Source organism: Sphingobium sp. L-44 (assembly GCF_056859495.1).
The window spans coordinates 15,594-33,378 of sequence record NZ_JBSXOQ010000072.1 but is presented as its reverse complement, the minus strand read 5'-3'; the positions used below and the strand labels follow the sequence as shown (position 1 = coordinate 33,378).

General features: G+C 63.7%; 22 protein-coding genes. 15 read left to right on the top strand and 7 right to left on the bottom strand.

Features of this window, described 5'->3' with window-relative positions:
- Positions 1 to 192, top strand: a 192-nt coding sequence (locus AC13EK_RS07505; protein WP_483022148.1) for a hypothetical protein, incomplete at its 5' end; no start/stop codon positions are given.
- Positions 193 to 216: 24 nt separating this feature from the next.
- On the opposite strand, the gene AC13EK_RS07500 is transcribed toward AC13EK_RS07505, so the two are convergent.
- From AC13EK_RS07500 to AC13EK_RS07470, 7 genes are all read right to left on the bottom strand, one after another.
- Positions 217 to 1,473 carry a tyrosine-type recombinase/integrase gene (locus AC13EK_RS07500; protein WP_483022147.1) on the bottom strand — a complete coding sequence of 419 codons (1,257 nt, stop codon included), beginning with the start codon at positions 1,471 to 1,473 and terminating at the stop codon, positions 217 to 219.
- A 105-nt stretch (positions 1,474 to 1,578) separates the two neighbouring features.
- Positions 1,579 to 3,246, bottom strand: coding sequence for a recombinase family protein (locus tag AC13EK_RS07495; protein ID WP_483022146.1), 1,668 nt, complete (start codon positions 3,244 to 3,246; stop codon positions 1,579 to 1,581).
- Positions 3,247 to 3,363: 117 nt separating this feature from the next.
- Complete coding sequence (locus tag AC13EK_RS07490; protein ID WP_483022145.1) at positions 3,364 to 3,747, bottom strand: hypothetical protein; 384 nt, start codon at positions 3,745 to 3,747, stop codon at positions 3,364 to 3,366.
- Positions 3,740 to 3,952 (bottom strand): hypothetical protein, encoded by a 213-nt coding sequence (locus AC13EK_RS07485; protein WP_483022144.1) that lies wholly within the window; start codon positions 3,950 to 3,952, stop codon positions 3,740 to 3,742. The genes AC13EK_RS07490 and AC13EK_RS07485 overlap by 8 nt, the downstream gene beginning before the upstream one ends.
- A complete protein-coding gene (locus AC13EK_RS07480; RefSeq protein WP_483022143.1) occupies positions 3,949 to 4,641 on the bottom strand; it encodes a DUF551 domain-containing protein in 693 nt (230 codons plus the stop codon). The genes AC13EK_RS07485 and AC13EK_RS07480 overlap by 4 nt, the downstream gene beginning before the upstream one ends.
- A 132-nt stretch (positions 4,642 to 4,773) precedes the next feature.
- Complete coding sequence (locus AC13EK_RS07475) at positions 4,774 to 5,232, bottom strand: hypothetical protein (RefSeq protein WP_483022142.1); 459 nt, start codon at positions 5,230 to 5,232, stop codon at positions 4,774 to 4,776.
- A gap of 70 nt (positions 5,233 to 5,302) precedes the next feature.
- Complete coding sequence (locus AC13EK_RS07470) at positions 5,303 to 6,007, bottom strand: LexA family protein (RefSeq protein ID WP_483022141.1); 705 nt, start codon at positions 6,005 to 6,007, stop codon at positions 5,303 to 5,305.
- A gap of 71 nt (positions 6,008 to 6,078) precedes the next feature.
- Here AC13EK_RS07470 and AC13EK_RS07465 point away from each other — a divergent pair, with 71 nt between their 5' ends.
- The 14 genes from AC13EK_RS07465 to AC13EK_RS07400 all read left to right on the top strand — a co-directional run bounded on the left by AC13EK_RS07465 (position 6,079) and on the right by AC13EK_RS07400 (position 17,753).
- Complete coding sequence (locus AC13EK_RS07465; protein ID WP_483022140.1) at positions 6,079 to 6,366, top strand: carph-isopro domain-containing protein; 288 nt, start codon at positions 6,079 to 6,081, stop codon at positions 6,364 to 6,366.
- Positions 6,363 to 6,995 carry a hypothetical protein gene (locus AC13EK_RS07460; protein WP_483022139.1) on the top strand — a complete coding sequence of 211 codons (633 nt, stop codon included), beginning with the start codon at positions 6,363 to 6,365 and terminating at the stop codon, positions 6,993 to 6,995. Before AC13EK_RS07465 ends, AC13EK_RS07460 begins: the two co-directional genes overlap by 4 nt.
- A 1-nt stretch (position 6,996) precedes the next feature.
- Complete coding sequence (locus tag AC13EK_RS07455) at positions 6,997 to 7,491, top strand: hypothetical protein (RefSeq protein ID WP_122129846.1); 495 nt, start codon at positions 6,997 to 6,999, stop codon at positions 7,489 to 7,491.
- The gene (locus AC13EK_RS07450; RefSeq protein ID WP_483022138.1) at positions 7,488 to 8,003 is read left to right on the top strand and encodes a LexA family protein; all 516 of its coding nucleotides are present in this window, start codon (positions 7,488 to 7,490) and stop codon (positions 8,001 to 8,003) included. Before AC13EK_RS07455 ends, AC13EK_RS07450 begins: the two co-directional genes overlap by 4 nt.
- Complete coding sequence (locus AC13EK_RS07445) at positions 8,000 to 8,320, top strand: hypothetical protein (RefSeq protein WP_483022137.1); 321 nt, start codon at positions 8,000 to 8,002, stop codon at positions 8,318 to 8,320. The genes AC13EK_RS07450 and AC13EK_RS07445 overlap by 4 nt, the downstream gene beginning before the upstream one ends.
- A 36-nt stretch (positions 8,321 to 8,356) precedes the next feature.
- Positions 8,357 to 10,105 (top strand): ParB/RepB/Spo0J family partition protein, encoded by a 1,749-nt coding sequence (locus tag AC13EK_RS07440; protein WP_483022136.1) that lies wholly within the window; start codon positions 8,357 to 8,359, stop codon positions 10,103 to 10,105.
- Entirely contained in the window at positions 10,102 to 10,905 is an 804-nt protein-coding gene (locus AC13EK_RS07435) for a DUF6551 family protein (protein WP_483022135.1), read from the top strand. The genes AC13EK_RS07440 and AC13EK_RS07435 overlap by 4 nt, the downstream gene beginning before the upstream one ends.
- Positions 10,906 to 11,406 (top strand): hypothetical protein, encoded by a 501-nt coding sequence (locus AC13EK_RS07430; protein WP_483022134.1) that lies wholly within the window; start codon positions 10,906 to 10,908, stop codon positions 11,404 to 11,406. It abuts the gene before it with no gap.
- Positions 11,403 to 12,533, top strand: coding sequence for a DNA polymerase III subunit beta (gene dnaN, locus AC13EK_RS07425; RefSeq protein ID WP_483022133.1), 1,131 nt, complete (start codon positions 11,403 to 11,405; stop codon positions 12,531 to 12,533). The genes AC13EK_RS07430 and dnaN overlap by 4 nt, the downstream gene beginning before the upstream one ends.
- Positions 12,534 to 12,694: 161 nt before the next feature.
- On the top strand, positions 12,695 to 12,925 hold the full coding sequence (locus tag AC13EK_RS07420; protein ID WP_279727130.1) for a hypothetical protein: 231 nt from the start codon (positions 12,695 to 12,697) through the stop codon (positions 12,923 to 12,925).
- A complete protein-coding gene (locus tag AC13EK_RS07415) occupies positions 12,925 to 13,188 on the top strand; it encodes a hypothetical protein (protein WP_279727132.1) in 264 nt (87 codons plus the stop codon). Before AC13EK_RS07420 ends, AC13EK_RS07415 begins: the two co-directional genes overlap by 1 nt.
- Positions 13,189 to 13,310: 122 nt before the next feature.
- Complete coding sequence (gene dnaG / locus AC13EK_RS07410; RefSeq protein ID WP_483022132.1) at positions 13,311 to 16,544, top strand: DNA primase; 3,234 nt, start codon at positions 13,311 to 13,313, stop codon at positions 16,542 to 16,544.
- A 284-nt stretch (positions 16,545 to 16,828) separates the two neighbouring features.
- On the top strand, positions 16,829 to 17,224 hold the full coding sequence (locus AC13EK_RS07405; RefSeq protein WP_483022131.1) for a hypothetical protein: 396 nt from the start codon (positions 16,829 to 16,831) through the stop codon (positions 17,222 to 17,224).
- A 190-nt stretch (positions 17,225 to 17,414) separates the two neighbouring features.
- Positions 17,415 to 17,753 carry an HNH endonuclease signature motif containing protein gene (locus AC13EK_RS07400; protein ID WP_483022130.1) on the top strand — a complete coding sequence of 113 codons (339 nt, stop codon included), beginning with the start codon at positions 17,415 to 17,417 and terminating at the stop codon, positions 17,751 to 17,753.
- The last annotated feature ends 32 nt before the right edge of the window (positions 17,754 to 17,785 follow it).

Below are 17,785 nucleotides of genomic sequence, written 5' to 3'. Positions count from 1 at the left end.
GCAGATCGAGGGCATGGCCGCCCTTGCCACACCCATAACCGAGGAGGTTCAGCCGCTACAGATTACACCCAAGGCCGCCTGAAAATGCAGCCCGATGGCCAGCACCGAAATTACACCACATTGACGGACGTGACCAAATTCGGCCGATTTTCACGGTTTCAAACTGCGCTGTTTCAGGCCTGCTTTGACTGAAAATAGGAATGTAAAGGCGCTCGATCACGCCTGTGTTTCAAAATCTTTCAGTACTTTATTGATGTGCGCAGACCAGCGATCCAATGCCACGCGCTTTTCCAACGCCCAATTATGTCGCTGATAAACGGCTGCGATCCCGTTGGTCACACCGGAGCGATGGTTGAGGATCGCTTCGGTGACTTCAAACCGCACATCCAGCCGTTGCATCCCTGTCGCCAAAGTACGGCGTAGGTCGTGGAATCGCCATGGTGCGAGAGGCTCTGATTGTTTGGTGTTTCCCTCCGATTTTGCGTCCGAGATTTGCTCATCCAGATCGCGCTTCGCGACTGAATAGCCCGTAATCCCTTTCTTGCCGGTCGAGGTGAACACAAAGCCACGCTTGGGCCAGTTTCCGGGCTTTATATTTTTGGTCTGTGCCGCGATTCCCTCCAGAATTTTCACTGCAGCTTCTGGCAGTGGGACGTCATGGGCCAAGCCATTTTTCGAGCGATGGCTCGGTATCGTCCAAGATCCATTGCGCTGGTCGACCTCTGACCATTGCATTTGCGAAACCTCTTCCCGTCGCTGGCCGGTGAGAATGAGAAATTTTACAAAATCGCCGAAGGGATAGCCCTGTGCCTCAGCAGCAAGCCACACCCGCCCTAACTCATCGTCTGAGAGCGTCCGGTCGCGTGATGCGGGTGCAGGCGGTGGCTCCATGTCCTGAATGGGGGATAGGTCCAAGTCGCCACGATTAACCGCCCAGCGAAACAGTTTGCGGACGACCGTGAACATATTGCGGCGAGAAGCGGGGCGGTCCGCCAGTTTATCCATCAGGGAGGAAATATCTGCTCTGGTGATCGAGGAGATGGGGCGTTGCCTGAACGTGGGGATCGCAAAGCGCTTCAGCAGGCCTTCGGCAAGATCGAAGCCGCCCTTCCACTCTGAACGGAGATATTCATCGATGAATCGTTCCGCATAAGCAGAAAACGCTAACGTCGCATCGTCATGTTGTTTCTTCTGCTTCTCCGTTGCGGGATCGATGCCCTGATCGACCATCTGCGCCACCTTGCGGGCTTCCTTGCGTGCCGCGTCGGGCGTCCAAGCTCCATGCAGGCCGATCGTGTAGCGCCTGACCTTGGAGCCGCGTCCACCCATTCGGTACTGGTAAATATAGGTGCGCGTTCCCTTGGGCGTGATTTTCAGCCCGAAACCTTTGACGCCTGTGTCCCATAGGAAATCGTCCTTGGGGCCGGGGGTTAGCGCATCGACGCGCTGTTTGGTGATGAGGCCAGTTGCCATCGGACAAATACTCCAGCAATCACGCAACAATCACGATGCTTCGCGTTGTTGGGTGTTTTGTAGTACGATGGAGCTATGAAAAATACGGAAAATATGGCGTTGCGATCATGAAGGCTGCCGCTTGGAAGTCCAGCATGAAACTTCCAAGCTTGTGATGCGGGTTCGATCCCCGCTACCCGCTCCACCGTCAACATACATCGACGCATGCAGCTGTTGGCCGGTGGCCAGGGCGAGCATGTTGGCGATCTGTCCCGTAGCTTCCACTTCGACACCGCGTCGGCCCTCGGCCGGGTAGACCGTGACGGTGCCGATCAGGGCGCGCAGCTTCGGGATGGCTTCGGCCTGGGCCTCGCCATGACCGGCCAAGGCCTCCGTCAGGTCCGCGACCTGCTTGCGATATTCTTGCGCGATGCCGGGGTGGAGGGTGATGACCGGGAAAGCCTCCAGGTCGGCCATCTGCTGCGCGATCGCGTCGCGATCGGCGCGGGCCTTAGTCAGGATGGCGCGGATCTCGACAAATTCGTCGCCGCCGTCGGCAATCGCCTTGATCAGCCGCTCCACCTTGGCCGCTGCCTCGCGGTGGCGGCGCTCCAGCTTCGCGCGCTGCTGCGCCACCTCTTGCGATCGCTGGCGGCGGCTCTCATGAAATTCGCGGACATAGGCCGACACAGCGTCGGGATGCAGCATGTCGTCGCGCAGGCCGTCCAGCACCTTCTGCTCATAGACGTGCGTCTTGACCGTCCGGTTGTTGGTGCAGGCGCGGCCGTCGCGGTGCTTGCCGCAGGCCCACTGGTCGCGGCCAATGACGATCCAGCCCCCACCGCAGACGCCACAGCGGCCGATGCCGGATAGGAGGCGCTTGGGGCGTCGCATCAGCTCGGGGCGATCGGTGCTGTATGCGTTGCGCACCTGCTGCACCGTCTGCCAGGTCGCATCGTCGATGATGCGCAGATCCGGCGCGTCGGCCTCTACCCATTCGGCTTCCGGGTTGGGCCTGATGCGTTCTTTGCGAGTGCGCGGATCTGCGACCTTGCTGGTCCGCTCATGCACGATCTTGCCGATATAGATCCGGTTCTGGAGCATGCCGTTCTTGCGCTGACGATCACCCAAGATGGTCGATGCGCGCCACGTGCCGCCAGTGGGGCCGGGTATGCCGTCTTCGTTGAGGCCGCCGGCGATCTGGCGGGCGCTGCGGTGGTTGGCATATTCGGCGAAGATCCTGCGTACGATCTCGGCCTGGTCCTCGTCGATCGCGCGCAGGCCGCGCACCAGCTCGCCGCGCTCGTCCAGGCGGTTGGCCTTGCGATAGCCATAGGCTAGGCCGGCGGGCGATCGGCCGGCGCGCACGGTGCCGCGCTGGCCGCGCTTCACGTTGAAGGCGATATCCTTGCGCGCCTGCGAATCGAGGAAGCCCTGCACCCATCCCTTGATCTCGTCGATCTCGCCTTGGGACAGGGTGAACAGGCGCACGCCGAAATAGGAGAGGCGTTCGCGGATCGCGAAGCCGTCACCCTGATGCCGGGCTATGCGGCTGGTCGATTCGGCGATGACCTGGTCGACACCGCCGCGCTCGACCCGAGCGAGCAGCGCGTTGAGGCCGGGGCGCTGGTCTTCGCCGATGCCGGCGGCGCCGCTGATCGCTTCGTCCGTGAAGGTGTCAATGATCTGCCAGCCTTCCTGGGCGGCGCGATCGCGGCACAGCGCGATCTGGTCGGCGATCGACCGGCTATTCTGAAGGTCGCTGCTGTATCGAGCGTAGATGATCGTCCGCATGGGCGCTGGTTCCTGTGGCGCGGGCGCGCCGGGCAAAGTCGCGCGCCTCATCAGCACGCGCCAAGGCGCGCACGAAGTCAAGCAATTCGGCCGATGGCGGCCGGCGGAAGGGCGCGTTCATGCTGCCTGCCTTTCCGCTGATTGGGGCGGCCGATAGGCGCCGGGGTTGCGTAGCCAGCGGAACAGGTGCCAGAGCGCATCGATCTTGGCGCGATCGGCGGGCTTGCTCGCGTCCAGGCGCGTTTCGGCCTTGATCGCGGTTTTCAGCGTGCTGTCGATCATCGCCTCGCGCTCGATCGGTGTCCAGTACCAGGGCCAGCGCTTCATCGCGATGGGATCGCCCGCGAAGCGGCCGGCCATCTGCTCGATGTTCGACCACAATGCATCATCCTGAAGCGCGCGATCGGAAAATGTTTGACCGGCGGCCGCCCATGCAGCCTGCCGGCGGGCGCGTTCGTCACGCGCCGCCTGATGCAGCTGGGCGGCCGAGAAGTCAGGCATTGGTTTTCTGCCCGTCCAGATATTCGATTTCCCACGTCGGATGATAGGGCATCGAATGCTGCTGACCATCGAGCTGGACCATGATGTATTGGCCCTGGCTTTCGGTGATCGTGCCGAGCATCGCGTGGCGGCCGCCGGTGTAGCGGATGCGGCCGCCAACGCGGGCAGGGACGCTGTAATAGCGCTGGATATATTCCATGCTCATTGGCCACCTTCCGGTGCGCCAGGTAGCGGCATCCAATGGGTGAAAGGATCATGCTTGCCGCCGATGAACTCGCCGAAGGTCGAGCAAATCCAACCCGGCGATTGGTTGAGGTGCCAGTCGCTATCGCAATACTGACCCATCTCGCCGCATTCATGAGGCGGGAGGCCCCAATAGACCGTGTCGCGGGTGCCATCGCGCCAGACATCGATCGTCGTCCCATCCTTCGGCGCCGTTTCGATAGCTCGCCAATTTCCGGACGTGTGAGCATTCGGGAATAGGTCGCCGATCGCCGCCGGCTGACACGGGCGGATTGTTTCATCGATAAAGTCGTGCAGCGTCGTGAACTTGTCGAACCATGCGACATCGTCGCAGACATGTCCGTCCATGATGGCCTTGTCGATCGCCTCCAGCGCTGCTCGATAGCGAGCAGCAAGCTGGCCGATCGCGACGCGATGCCGGGCAAGCATCTGCAACGCGCCGTCATTGTCCTCGATCTCGTCTTGGATCATGCGCAGGGCGCGGGAGGCGTCATAGCCCTGAAGGATCAAGGCACGGCCGAATTCAATGCGGTCAGCGTCGATGATCGGCAGCATTTTGGCGTCGGCCGCGAGTGCGACCAGCCAAGGCCCGTCAATAAGGCTGACGGTCATAGGGCCGCCGATGTCGCGGGTGATAGTGGCATCGATCATGCGAAGAACCTCGTCAGGAAGGTGAGCAGCCAGCCCATCGCCTTGAAGGTGCCCAGCACGATCAGGGCGCCGGTCAGGCTGATGGCGGCTAGTGCCATCGGGTGCGGGGGAAGGTCGGGGCCGGCGAGCATGTCAGCCGGCGCGCGACGGCGTGGCGACGCGGACATAGCGGGGACTGCGTTCGTGGCTCTCGCCAACATAGCCATCCTTGCGCCAGCCCAGCGACCGCATCACGCGGGCAAGGTGGCTGTTATCCTGGTACTGGGGGATGCGGCCCAGGCGGGCGGCTTCGGTCAGATCCCGGCCCAGCTGATAGAGGGCGACGTCGTTGACCGTGCGCAGGTGGCCGGCGGTGAACAGAGCGATGCGCTTGGTGGCAGCGCTGACGTCCTGCAGCGCCATCAGGGCGTTTTGATCAGCCTCGACCGGATCGACCAGATCGGCGACGGGCGCGCGGCGGCTCAGGCTGGCCGCCGTGCCCTCGCGAGTGATCAGCGCGGTATCGCCGAACAGCTGGTGGATGCGCCAGCGCAGGCCGTCGAACAGGGCCGTGCTGCCGGGGAAGGGGAATTGGGCGTGAGCCTGAAGCATGGGGAACCTCCCGTCGTGATGGACGAGAGGTAAAATACGTTTTGTATTGAACAAGTCAATACGCAGCGAATTAATTGCGGCGGCGGAGATCCTGGATGGCCCGCAGGACGACGCCTATGACCGTAATTTCATCATCAATGTGGAGTGTTTCGTCAGGCCTGCCCAAGCGAATGGGTTCCTTGAATTCCGGGCGATCTGACTCGCTCAGTAGGATGTATTCATCGCCATCCATAGCGAGGCGCTTGCATGTCATTTCGCGCAGGTCATGGTTTATGCGTTCAACCACGACCAGATCGCCGGGTACTGCACCATCCAAGCCATAGGCGACCCGGCGACAGATTAGCGTCGAATGGGCCGGTATTGTCAGGTTCATGCTTGGCCCCTCAGGGGTCACCGCAAATAATTCTCCGTCCACGTCGCCTGCAAACCGATCAATTGTCACATATTCAGGTGGTTGGGCTTCGCCGAACGTCGAGTCAAGCCACAGTCCTGCTGCGACCTTGCCTAGATATGGAATTGTCGTGGTGCTTAGGACGTTGCGCATAGTCATGGGTTCCACATGATCAAGGGCAAGCAGCGAGCCGGGATTGACCTTGAAGGCTTTCCCATAGCGGATGGCCGTCTCCACATCGAATTCTCGCGTGCCGTTCTCGTGGCTGGTGAGGGTGGACGTGGTGAAGCCGAACGCCTCCGCAGCAGCGCGGGCGCTGTCATAACCAGCTTCAGACCGTGCTTGGCGCAACCGGCTTGCGGCAATTTCCTTACGTGAGCTCATGAAATCATGCGTAGCGCATGAAATCATACGTGTGGTATTGACGGAAAAAATACATTCCGTATTATTGTGGAATGGTTGAGCAAACATCATTCGATGCGATCTATCGTCCGTGGTCTGGAAATGCTGCTGCGATGGCCCGTGACATCGCGGAGCGGGCGGTCACGGTCAGTCAGTGGCGCTATCGTGGCAGCATCCCCCCGCGTTACTGGCAAAAGATTATCGCGGCCGCGTCGGCTCGCGGCTTTGCTCTGACCGTCGATGATTTTGTCGAGCACGTTGTTCATGCGGATGTGGCTACCGCACCGCAGCATGCAACGTCACCCGATAGCGAAACGAAAATTATCGGGGAGGCCGCATGATGGACGATCTCGGCAATGTGCGCCGTTGGCTGAGCCGGTTCGGCATGGATGTGGATAGCAATCCGATGCAGCGCGTCGACCCACTGGCACAGTTTCTGTCCGATTTCACAGTCCGGGGCGATTGCTATCAGGTCGCCACTCCCGATCTGTACCAGCGCTTCGTGCTATGGTGCGGATATAGCGGGCAGGCGGTCTGGTCGATGCGTGGCTTCGATCGGGCGATGTCCGCCGCCGGCTATAAAAAGCGGTTCGCCGGCGGCGCGGTCTGGTTGGGGCTGCGTCTGGATGGGGACGGCGAGGGTCAGCCAGTGGCGCGAGCCTTGGTGACTTCTGCGCGTGCCCAGGACAAGCCCTCTGCCAAATGGTCGGCATATGCCGGAATTGCTTCATGCAAGATTATGTCTGCCTCGACCCGTTCAAACACTGCATCGGCGAAGCCAGCGTGGCGGGCATCGAGTTCCTTCAAAATCGCCGTCATGAAGGCAAAGGCGGCGGTGGCTTCGGTCGTCGTGTTGCTCATGCAGGTCAGCTTTCGTGTGAGTCGTGGAGGCCGCACGATAACCGAAGGGGGCGCGTCCGATAGTCCGGTTCTGAATAGCCGTCGTCGCGCCCCCGGAGGTGACCGCTGATATGGCGCGGGGGGCGGATGATCTGAAGCCGACCGACATCGCGATCAGCGAGGCGACCGGTGATGCCGTGCATGCCGCGGGCAAGCAGGTCTATGTCAGTCACATGCTGGGCCGGGGGCAGCCCACCATCAACGGGTGGGGCAATGTCGAGGCGGCCGAGTTCATCCCGCTGCGCCTGGTGCCAGAACTGGAGAAGATGGCGACCGGGCAGCCGGGCTGGCCCCATATCACCCGCGCCCTTGCCCGCATGCAGGGCTTCGAACTGTTCCGCCTGCCCGAGATCGAGACGGATGCCGGCAACTGGCTGACCCAGATCGGCGCGATGTCGAGCGAGGCGGCCGAGATTACCGCGAAGATCTGCGCGGCGCTGGCGGATGACCAGAAGGTCTGTGCCCGCGACGTGCGCCAACATGCGCTGATCGACGATGCCGAGCAGCTGGTGGCGCTCGCCGTCCAGCTGCTGGCCCAGCTGCGCGCCGTGGAAGAGGGGGCATGATGCAGGCTTTGAAACCCGAGCAGCTGATCAGCTGGGCGCAGCGGGCACGGCCGGGCGAGGATGTCGCCTATTTCACCGGCGATCGGCCGAGCGAGGCGCTGCGATCGGTGGTGCGCGACCTCAGTGCGCAGGGGCTGGTGGTGCCGACCACCAAGCGGGCAGGCGCGGGCTTTCGCTTCATTGCCCAGCGCCTGGAGGCGCCGCGTCCGTCGCAGCTGCGCGCGCGCGCTCGCGTCAATCCCGGCCAGTTCCGGCAGAGCAGCGACCACGCCAAGCGCGTCGGTGGCGCCGTGCTGCGGCTGCTGAGCCGGGCCGCCAATCGGGGGCAGACCTGCCCGACCAATACCGAACTGGCGCGCGCTCTGGGCCTGAAGGATGCGGTTGCCGCGTCCTATCGGGTCCGGCGCCTGGTGCGCGAGGGCAAGATCCGCGTCGAAGAGCCCAGCCCGACCGAGCGGCGCGTGGTGACGATCGTCGCGACCGGCAAATCAACCGTGCGAGGTGCGCTATGAGTTTCATCGACATGGAGATTACGCGGCGCCAGTTCGAGGTCCGCTACATCAATGTGGGCCGGGCGATGCTCGGCACGCTGGCCGATATCTGCTGCGTCGATTTCGACCAGGCCGAACGCTGGGCCGACGAGATCGACCGCGAAGCCGGCATCCTTATTGCCGCCAACCGACCCATAGCCGGCGGCATAGAGGGGGCGGTTGCGCCCGTTTCGCCCGTCCCCTCGACCCATTCCCAATCCGTCGCCTTCGGGTCGCAAGGCGGATCGGGCGCGGCGCCCGCAGCGGCAGCCGCGCCCGGACAATTTCCCACAGCATAAGCCGGTCCACCGGCGTCAACCAGAGAAGGACGTCCCATGCCCACAGCTACCAAGCGGGTTTCGAAGAAAGCGGCGCCGGTTGCGCCCGAGAGTGAAGTGGCTGCCATGCCCGAAAGCGGCATCCAGATGATCCCGCTGGGCCGCTTGATCCGCGCGCCGGAGAATGTGCGCAAGACTGACAAGGCGGTCGATGTCGAGAGCCTCGCCGATGATATCGCGGCCAAGGGGCTGCTGCAGAATCTGATCGGCTATGCCGGCGACACGTCGATCGACAACTCGGTGGTCTACATCGTCGGCGGTGGTCGCCGCCTGCAGGCGCTGAATCTGCTCGCCAAGCGTAAGCTGATCGACGACAGCCTGCCCGTGCCGGTGCTGTTGCGCGCACCTGCAGAAGCCATCGACCTGTCGCTATCGGAAAATCTGGGCAAGCGCGACATGAACCCGGCTGACGAATTCCTGGCGTTCGACGCGCTGATGAAGCCGGGCGCATTGGCACCGGCGGATCTCGCCAAGCGGTTCGGCTTTACCGAACGCTATGTGAAACAGCGGCTGCGCCTCGCGGATCTGGCGCCGGATATTCTCGACGCACTTCGCCATGGCAAGCTGACGATCGACGCGGCAATGGCTTATGCTGGCAGCCAAGATCACAAGATCCAACTGAAAGTGTTCGCTAGCGAATGCAAGAAGGGCGCCCATGCCCATCATGCGATGAATATCCGCTTCGGCATCAGTGGCGCCCAGATGACGACCGGCAGCGCGCTGTTCAAGTTCGTCGGCGCGGCGGATTATGAAAAGAAAGGCGGGCGGTACGAGGACGATCTGTTCAGCGACGCCATGGGATATGACGGGTGCAAGCTGCGCGACCCGGAAATCGTCTGGAACATTGCCAGCGATCGCGCCCATTTCCAGCTGGTGGGCAAGCTGACTGAGGCGAAAGAGGCCCATTCGACAACCAGCGAAGTGCTGCTGTGCCCAGGTCTGGTTCTGGGAAAGTTTCCCAAATCGCCGAAGGGCTATGAACTGGTCGATAAGGGCTATCGCCATGATGTGCCAGATTATCCGGTGCTGCGCGATCGCGCTTCAGCGGCGGGCATCGACATCATTGGCGTCTGCGGCATCGACAATGGTGGCCGGCTGAAGCTGGACGATCGCTTCTTCGTGCCGGGTGCGCGCTTGGTCGAGGTGATCCCGCCGCCCACGTCGACCCCGCGCGAGACGGCCGAGCAGCTGGAGGCGAAACGCCGGGCCAGTGCGATCCGGTCGGTGGCAGCATGGCTAGCGGCCAAGAAGATCCGCGACGACAAGGTGGAGGGCCGGCAATTCTGGGAGACGATGCGGCCCGATCTGTGGCGTTCGAGCGAGGTCGAGGGCGTTGGCGAATGCTATTCAGTTGGCATCGACGTGCTGGTAACGCCTGATGAAATCGACGCGCAGCTCGAAGCCGCCGAGGTCGAGTATGATCGGCAGGAAGCAGCCAAGGCTGCGGAGCGGGAGGCGCGGGAGAAGGCTGCCGCTGACGCTGCTGCAGCGGCGACGGCCGAGCGGCAGGCTCTTTTGTCGCTCGATCCGGCGCCGGCGGTGGTGCAGCTGGGCGTGTTGGTCCTGTTCCAGTGGCAGGATGGCTGCTGGTATGATGAGCGCGAATATGACGGCGCGGACCCCGTCTATTCGTTCGATGATCTGGCCGAGGTAGTGGAATGGGCCGAGGTCGAGGGCGCATTGGTCAAGGGCTCATGGGTTTCGCTCGAAGCCTATGACTTGGCCCAGCTGGACGAAGCGGCATGAGCGGCGGGGCGCGGATGATGGCCCAGCGCGGCCAGCGGCCCAGCCTGGAGTTCCGGCCGATCGCCGACCTGCTGATCGACGACAGCTATCAGCGGTCGATCGACACCGGGCCGAGCCAGGGGCTGATCAAGCGGATCGCGCGCAACTGGGACTGGGGTCTGTGTCAGCCCCTCAATGTCGCCAAGCGCGAGGATGGCTCGCTTTATGTCATCGACGGCCAGCATCGTCTGGCGGCGGCGCGCGAGCGGGGCGATATCTATGATCTGCCCTGCGTCGTCATCGCGTCCAAGTCCGCCGGGGATGAGGCCGCCGCGTTCGTGGCGCTCAACCAGCAGCGGCGGCCGCTGAGCAAGCTGGACCTGTACAAGGCAGCGCTGGAGGCTGGCGAAACCGAGGCGGTGGTCATCAACAATGCGCTGGCCAATGCCGGGCTGTCGGTCGCCAAGACGACAAATCCGGAGGCCTGGAAGGCCGGGCAGGTTAGCAATATCGGCGGGCTGGAGCATTGCCAGCGCAACCATGGCGAGAAGGTGCTGCGCGTGGCCTGTCTGGCGGCGGCGATGGCCTTTTCGGGCCAGGTGCTGCGCTATTTCGGCACGATCTTTCCCGGCATCGCGGAGGCGGTCGCGGCCAATGGCGTCGAGCATGGCGACCTGATCGGCATCGTGCTGGGCGGCTGCGAGCAGACGGAATGGCGGGACATGATCAACCGCGCGAAGGCCGAAAATCCCAATCTCAACATGCGTGGCGCCGCCGTGCTGGCCGTCGGCCGCATGGTCGCGGAAGCACTGGAGGCGTGAATGTCTGACGCATGCGAAACGCTGGTCCGCGTGATGCTGGATCATGAAGCGCCGGAGGCCGGCTGGACGATGCCGCACCTGCGCAAGCTGGCCGACCTGTCAGTGGGCAATTTCGCCGCTGCCATCCAGCAGCTGCGCGCCCAGGGCAAGATGCACCCGTTCAACCTGGCGCTGTCGCCCAGCATGTGGCCGGCGGCGCCCAAGGTGGAAGCGCCGACGCTGGCCGAGCAGGTCGCGGCCGAGGCGCAGGACACGGGCGCGCGGCGAAAGGTTGCGGCCTCGACAGGGCGGGCGGCTGCAATCGACGCTCCGTCGCCCGGCGCGTTGTTGCAGGAGCGGGCGCTGACCGACGCGCCGGCGCTAGCGGCCAGCATCATGAAGGATCGCTGGGGTCCGTTGTGGGATCGGGTGTGCCGGCATGCCCGCGAAACCAATCAGCGCCCGATCCCGGCGATGATCGCGCTGCTCGATCGCGGCCTGAATGCGGGAGAGGCGGCATGATCCAGGTGAAGGTCGACCGGCTGCGCGCGGCGATGAAGGCGATCGACGAAGTGGTCGAGAAGCGTTCGACGGTCCCGATCCTGTCCAACGTGCTGATCCGGTCGACGCCGGGCCAGATGACGCTGATCGGCACCGACATGGATATCATGGTCGAGAAGGTGGTCGACCTGGAGGATGCCGGCGCCAACAAGGCGATGGACTTCACGGTGGACGCCACGACGCTCAAGCAGATTGCGGCGAAGTTGTCGGCGGATGGCGTCGCCACGATCGAGGCGGACGGCAACACCGGCATCAGCATCAAGTGCGGTCGGGCGCGGTTCAAGCTGCCGACGCTGCCGACCGATGATTTCCCGGTTCTGGCGGCCGGCGACTGGGATGCGCAGTGGGAAGTCAGCGCGACCATGCTGATCGACATGATCGAGAGTGTGCGCTTTGCCCAGTCTACGGAAGAGACACGCTATTATCTCAACGGGATCTACCTGCACGTCCCCGACGACAGCGAATGCCAGTTCGCCGTCGCGACGGATGGCAGCCGCCTGGCGCGCTTCCATGTCGAGGTGCCCGACGGCGCCGGCGACATGCCGGGCATCATCATCAGCCGCAAGGCGGTGAAGGCGCTGGCGGACCTGCTGGACGCGGAGGGCGGCACGGTGGGCGTCGCGGTCAGCACCTCGAAATGGCAGATGGCGATTGGCACCACGGTTCTGACCGGCAAGGCGATCGACGGCCAGTTTCCCGACTATACCCGCGTCATTCCGGCGGCGAACGACAAGGCGGCCTGGATCTATCCCGGCCCGCTGGCCGAGGCGGTGGAGCGCGTGCTGACGATCAGCAGCGACAAGAGCCGCGCGATCGCGCTGGAGTTCTCGCGCGACCTGCTGGTGCTGAGCGTCACCAGTCCGGAGAACGGGACGGCGCGCGAGGAAGTCGAATGCGAATATGACAGCGCGCCGCTGCGTATTGGCTTCAATGGCCGGTTCCTGCTCGACATGCTCGGCCGCCTGAAGGGCACTGACGCCAAGGAAGCGCGGGCGCAGGTCAAGATGGCCGACGAGGCGGCGCCGACGCTCTGGCAGCAGAGCGATGATGCGCGGCAGCTGTACGTCCTCATGCCGATGAGGGTCTAGGACGATGTGCAACGCCTGCGGAAATCTGTGCTGCGGCTCCGATGAATTCGAAGGTTGCGGCTGTGATGGCTGCCCCGTGACGGACTGCCATGCCGCTTGTTTCAATTGCGGGCTGGATGGCTGCGACGGTGATTGCCAGGACGAGAAAGGGGAGTTTGAGGATGTCGAATAATCGCCCCATCTGCGACCTTCCGGGCTGTAATCGTGGTCGCCGGCGCAAGCAGCGGCTGTGCGAGAGCCATTATCGCGCGCTGCCCGGCGATCTGCGCAGCGCCATCATCGATACGCATGACCGTTGCTGCTTTGCCGCCTGGGAGGCGGCGATCCGTCGCGCGGCCGACTGGCTGGACGAACGGCGCCTGGCGCTGGCTGCGCGCATGGGAGAACGGTGATGGCCGACGATGCGACCGAACGGCATAATCAAATGGCGCCGGAAATCATCAAGCATGTGGTTTACGGTACCAATGGCGATCTCGAAGATGCCTTAGTTGTGCTGGAGTCAGTTGTTCTGGGCGTGATCAGCTATCATGCGATCAACTCCTATCGCGCTGGCCCGCTGCGTTACCGCGCGGCGACCGAATATCTCGATTTGCTGACCCAACGGGTGATCGAGCGCTTCAGCATCATGGATGGCCTGGGCCAAGGCTCGGGCTGACATCCTTCCTATCGCGCACCGGGGCGCATGGAGGATCGGGCATGGTGCCCGATCTATCGACCCAAAGGCCAGTCCGCCCGGACCAATCACAATGATTTGCCTGATTTTCGGGGTGGGGTTTCGTGTCTCTATCAACTGCGTTCCTAGACGAAATCCGCAACCGCACGACGCTGTCGGCGCTGATCGGCGCCAGCGTCAAGCTGGACAAGAAGGGCAAGGAACATAAGGGCTGCTGCCCGTTCCATAGCGAGAAAACGCCCAGCTTCACCGTCAACGACGACAAGGGCTTCTACCATTGCTTCGGCTGCGGCGCCCATGGCGACGCGATCCGGTGGCTGACCGATCAGCGCGGGATGGACTTCATCGATGCGGTGAAGGATCTGGCGGAGGCGGCCGGGCTGGAGATGCCGGCGCGATCGGCGGAGGACGTGCAGCGGTCGGCCGCGATCGAGAATGTCCATGACATATTGCAGCGCGCGGGCAGCTGGTATGCGGGCGAGCTGCGCGCGACGCCGGCAGCACAGAAGATCCTGGCGAACCGCGGCGTATCGGCCGCGTCGATCGAGAAGTTCGGGCTGGGCATCGCGCCTTCGCAGCGGTCGGTGGCGTCCTGTGGCGTGCCGGCGCCGATGCTGGCCGATGCCGGCCTGCTGGTCGACACGCCCGACGGCTTTCGCGATCGCTTCCGCGCGCGGATCATCATCCCGGTGCATGACCAGCGCGGCCGGGCGGTCGGGTTCGGCGCGCGGGCGACGACGGATCGGCAGGAAGCCAAATATCTGAACAGCCCGGCGGCCGACCATTTCGACAAGGGGCGGCTGCTGTTCAATCTGCACCGCGCGGCGCCGGCGGCGCGCGCGAGCCGGCGCCTGGTGCTGGTCGAGGGCTATTTCGATGTCATCGCCCTGGACGCGATCGGCATCGAGGAGGCGGTGGCGCCGATGGGCACCGCGCTGACGCCCGAGCAGCTGATGCGCGCGTGGCGTCTGGTCCATGAACCGATCCTGCTGATGGATGGTGACGCGGCGGGGCGCAAGGCGGCGCTGCGGGCGTGCGAAATGGCGCTGCCCGGCGTTGGGCCGGGCGGGTCGCTGGCGATCGCCATGCTGCCCGAGGGCCTAGATCCGGACGATCTGGCCCGGCGAACGCCCGAGGAAGATGGCGGCCGCGCCGGCGTGGAAGCGGTGCTGGCCAATGCGCAGCCGCTGGTCGATTTCTATTGGGACGCCGTGCTGGCTACGCCCTGGGCGGTGACGCCGGAAGGCAAGGCCACCCTGTGGAAGCGTCTGGCGGCTGCGGCGGCCTCGATCGGCGATGCGGAGACGCGTGCCCAGTATCTGAGCGACTGGCGCGCCCGCTTCGACGCCAAGTTCCCCCCGCCACCCCCGGGGCTGGTGGAAGAGGACATGCTTCCAATTGGAAGGGTGGAGGCATTGCTATCCGATCAGGGGCCGGGGGTGCAGGCGCTGCTGAAGCGCGTGGCGCGCGCCTGGCTGGAACGGCAGCTCGACGCGCGGATCGACACGCCCCGTGATCTCGGTCGCACGGTCTACAGCATCGGCGGGCGCGTGTCTGCCGGCCTGATCGAGGAAGCCGACGCGCGAGCGGTGATCGAGCAGCTGCAGGGCGATTGCGCCGATGCCAAGGCGGAGGACGTCGACAAGTCTTTCGCCGCCGGCATGGAGCGGGTCTATGACATCAGCGGCATGTTGCTCGACATGCGCCTGGCGACGTTCCAGCGCACCGACATGGGCAATGCCGAGCGCTGGTTTCAGCGCTATGGCCGGGACTATCTCTATACCACGGCCAAGGGCTGGCTGGGTTGGGACGGGCGCCGCTATCGGGTGCTGAATCAGGAAAAGGATGTGACGCCGGCGGAAGTCATGGCGTCGGTGTTCGAAATGGTCCGCGCGATCCAGCGCGAGGCGGCGTTCGTGCGCGATACCGGCGTCGACCATCCCGGCATGGTGGTCGATGCCGACAGCCCGATCCGCGATCGCGCGCATATGCGGCTGCACGTCGAAACCGGCCAGCATGAGGACGGCATGGATAGCGTCACCGATTACAAGGGCGGCAAGGCCGTCCAGCTGTCGGATCTGATCGGCCGGTGGGGCAGGGCGTCTGAGGCTTCGGGCCGGATCGGCTGCATCGCCAACCTGGCCAAGCGCTGGTGTACGGTCGAGCTGTCGCAGTTCGATACCAACCCCATGGTGCTGAACTGCCTCAACGGCACGCTGCATTTCAACCGAGGCTGGGACGGCGAGCGCGGCAGCGTGGAGCTGCGGCCGCACAACCGCGCCGACATGCTGACCAAGCTGACCGCGTGCGACTATGATCCCGATGCCGAGCGGGGCGAGTGGGACAAGTTCGTCTTGTGGGCGCAGCCCAAGGGTGAGCGCCGGCGCTACCTGAAGCAATGGATGGGCTATAATCTGACCGGCGATATCGGCGAGCAGATCTTCCATATCTGGTGGGGCCCGACGGCCGCGAACGGCAAATCGACCTTCGGCAATGCCTGTCGCGACGCGATCGGCGACTATGGCGATATCATCAACGTCGAAACCTTCCTGGACGAAGGCGGCAAGAAGCGCGGCGACGCGGCCACGCCCGACCTGGTGCGGCTGCCCGGCGTGCGCTTCCTGACCTCGGGCGAGGTGCCGGTGGGCGCCAAGGTAAATGAGGCGCTGATCAACACCGTCACCGGCGGCGACGGCATGAACGTGCGCGACAATTTCCGCAGTTTCTTCCGCTTCTTCCCGATCTTCAAATGGACGCTGTGGTGTAACGAGATGCCGGCGATCCCGCGCGGGACGGAAGGGATCTGGCGCCGCGTGAAGGTGGTCCTCTGGGAATCGCACCTTGAGCCGGATCAGCGCGATCGATCGCTGCCCGACAAGCTCAAGAAGGAGCATGCCGGCATCCTGGCCTGGATGGTCGAGGGGCTCCTCGACTGGATGGACAATGGCTTTATCGAGCCGGAGGACGTCACGGCAGCATCGGCCGACTATAAGGACGACAGCGACCCGCTGGCGGCATTTCTGCGCCTGTGTACCGAGCCTGATCCCAAGGCGCGATCGCAGTCATCCCATCTGCACGAGCTGTTCCGCGCCTGGGCAAAGGCCACAGGCGGCCCGGACTGGCAGCAGCGGGGCTTCACCAGTGCGATGAAGGGCAAGGGCTTCTCCACCAAGCAATCCAACGGGATGCAGTGGGAGGGGCTGCGCATGACCAAGCAGGTCAGCGACTTCCTCGATGCGCACGGCAATGTCGTCACCTTCAGCGATGGTTCTGGATCCGCGCCCGACCCGGATGGCTATCCGCCCGCCGACGACGACATCGTGCCGGGGTGGGATTGAAGAAAGTTCCTTCCAGAATGGAAGGGTGGTGGAAGCTTCATTGGAAGGGAAAGCGGCGGATTTCTGCGCCTTTGGAAGGAATGGAAGCAATTTGAAATCGGCATCACAGGCGCGGGCGTGCGCGCGCAGGCATGTGCGAAGCTAGAATATTCATAATACTTCCATTCCTTCCATTCCTTCCAAAATACAGAATTAAGTTAGGTAAATCAGTGGCTTGTCAGGTGGAAGGATTGGGGATGGTGGTTCCAGCTTTGGAAGGATCGATATTTTGGGATTTCCAGGCGGTGGAAGCGCGTCTGGTGGAGGCGATGCAGTTCCAGTGGCGCACCGAGGGTGGCACATGGGGCTTCGCCAGCGACGGGCCGTGGCATCTGATCGTGCGCGACTGGTGGGACTGGGCTGCGCATGAGGACAAGCCGGTGCCGCGCATCCCGCTGTCACGCGAGCAGCTGAAGCGGATGGAGGAGGCGTCGGCCTGGCTGGCCTATGCGCCCGAGCGCGATCGCAAGCTGGTGGTGCTGGCCGTTACGGCGCTGGCAGCGGGTCGCAAGGTGGTGCCGTGGCGGGCGCTGCTGAAGCCGATGCAGATGAAGCGTGGCGCTGACGGGCTGCGCATGCGCTATGGCCGTGCCGTAAACTGCATCTGCAACACGCTGAATGCCGCAGAAACGCGCGCATAGACACGGCGCAAGGGGTAGAATGTTGCGTGATGCAAATAATGTTTGTTCGTCTTTCGCCTCGGATCGGCTAGTTCATAGATACGCTGGTGGCGGGCCTTCGTTCGAAGCTAGCGTGGTTCGTTTCCCTCTCTACCTACAGCGCCCCGCTTGGCTCTTGCCCGGTGGGGCGCTGTCGTTTCGGACGCTGTTCATGGGCAAGCTCAAGTCGATCGGTTCGCGCCTCGGCGCGCTGCCGGCCAAGGTGAAGGCTGCGCCCAAGGTCGCCGAAGGCTTCTATCAGTCAGGCGCGTGGCGCGAGCTGGTGAAGGACATCAAGCGCTTGCGCGGCAACCGCTGCGAGCGCGTCGGCTGCACTACGCCCACCAATCGCGTGATCGCTGATCACATTGTCGAGCGGAAGGACGGCGGCGCCGATCTGGACGCGGGAAACATCGAACTGCTGTGCGCGGGCCACCATGCGCAGAAGACGGCGAAGGCGCGGGCAGCTCGGGCGCGCGGCGAGACGTGGGGGGGTGGGTCAAAAGTCTGACGGGCGGCGCCACCCTGCACCGCATCCGTCCT

What these genes read in the sequence shown, in the direction of transcription:
- AC13EK_RS07500 (WP_483022147.1), bottom strand. Translation starts at nt 1,473, where the DNA reads ATGGCAACTGGCCTCATCACCAAACAGCGCGTCGATGCGCTAACCCCC.
- AC13EK_RS07495 (WP_483022146.1), bottom strand. Translation starts at nt 3,246, where the DNA reads ATGCGGACGATCATCTACGCTCGATACAGCAGCGACCTTCAGAATAGC.
- AC13EK_RS07490 (WP_483022145.1), bottom strand. Translation starts at nt 3,747, where the DNA reads ATGCCTGACTTCTCGGCCGCCCAGCTGCATCAGGCGGCGCGTGACGAA.
- AC13EK_RS07485 (WP_483022144.1), bottom strand. Translation starts at nt 3,952, where the DNA reads ATGAGCATGGAATATATCCAGCGCTATTACAGCGTCCCTGCCCGCGTT.
- AC13EK_RS07480 (WP_483022143.1), bottom strand. Translation starts at nt 4,641, where the DNA reads ATGATCGATGCCACTATCACCCGCGACATCGGCGGCCCTATGACCGTC.
- AC13EK_RS07475 (WP_483022142.1), bottom strand. Translation starts at nt 5,232, where the DNA reads ATGCTTCAGGCTCACGCCCAATTCCCCTTCCCCGGCAGCACGGCCCTG.
- AC13EK_RS07470 (WP_483022141.1), bottom strand. Translation starts at nt 6,007, where the DNA reads ATGAGCTCACGTAAGGAAATTGCCGCAAGCCGGTTGCGCCAAGCACGG.
- AC13EK_RS07465 (WP_483022140.1), top strand. Translation starts at nt 6,079, where the DNA reads ATGGTTGAGCAAACATCATTCGATGCGATCTATCGTCCGTGGTCTGGA.
- AC13EK_RS07460 (WP_483022139.1), top strand. Translation starts at nt 6,363, where the DNA reads ATGATGGACGATCTCGGCAATGTGCGCCGTTGGCTGAGCCGGTTCGGC.
- AC13EK_RS07455 (WP_122129846.1), top strand. Translation starts at nt 6,997, where the DNA reads ATGGCGCGGGGGGCGGATGATCTGAAGCCGACCGACATCGCGATCAGC.
- AC13EK_RS07450 (WP_483022138.1), top strand. Translation starts at nt 7,488, where the DNA reads ATGATGCAGGCTTTGAAACCCGAGCAGCTGATCAGCTGGGCGCAGCGG.
- AC13EK_RS07445 (WP_483022137.1), top strand. Translation starts at nt 8,000, where the DNA reads ATGAGTTTCATCGACATGGAGATTACGCGGCGCCAGTTCGAGGTCCGC.
- AC13EK_RS07440 (WP_483022136.1), top strand. Translation starts at nt 8,357, where the DNA reads ATGCCCACAGCTACCAAGCGGGTTTCGAAGAAAGCGGCGCCGGTTGCG.
- AC13EK_RS07435 (WP_483022135.1), top strand. Translation starts at nt 10,102, where the DNA reads ATGAGCGGCGGGGCGCGGATGATGGCCCAGCGCGGCCAGCGGCCCAGC.
- AC13EK_RS07430 (WP_483022134.1), top strand. Translation starts at nt 10,906, where the DNA reads ATGTCTGACGCATGCGAAACGCTGGTCCGCGTGATGCTGGATCATGAA.
- dnaN (WP_483022133.1), top strand. Translation starts at nt 11,403, where the DNA reads ATGATCCAGGTGAAGGTCGACCGGCTGCGCGCGGCGATGAAGGCGATC.
- AC13EK_RS07420 (WP_279727130.1), top strand. Translation starts at nt 12,695, where the DNA reads ATGTCGAATAATCGCCCCATCTGCGACCTTCCGGGCTGTAATCGTGGT.
- AC13EK_RS07415 (WP_279727132.1), top strand. Translation starts at nt 12,925, where the DNA reads ATGGCCGACGATGCGACCGAACGGCATAATCAAATGGCGCCGGAAATC.
- AC13EK_RS07400 (WP_483022130.1), top strand. Translation starts at nt 17,415, where the DNA reads ATGGGCAAGCTCAAGTCGATCGGTTCGCGCCTCGGCGCGCTGCCGGCC.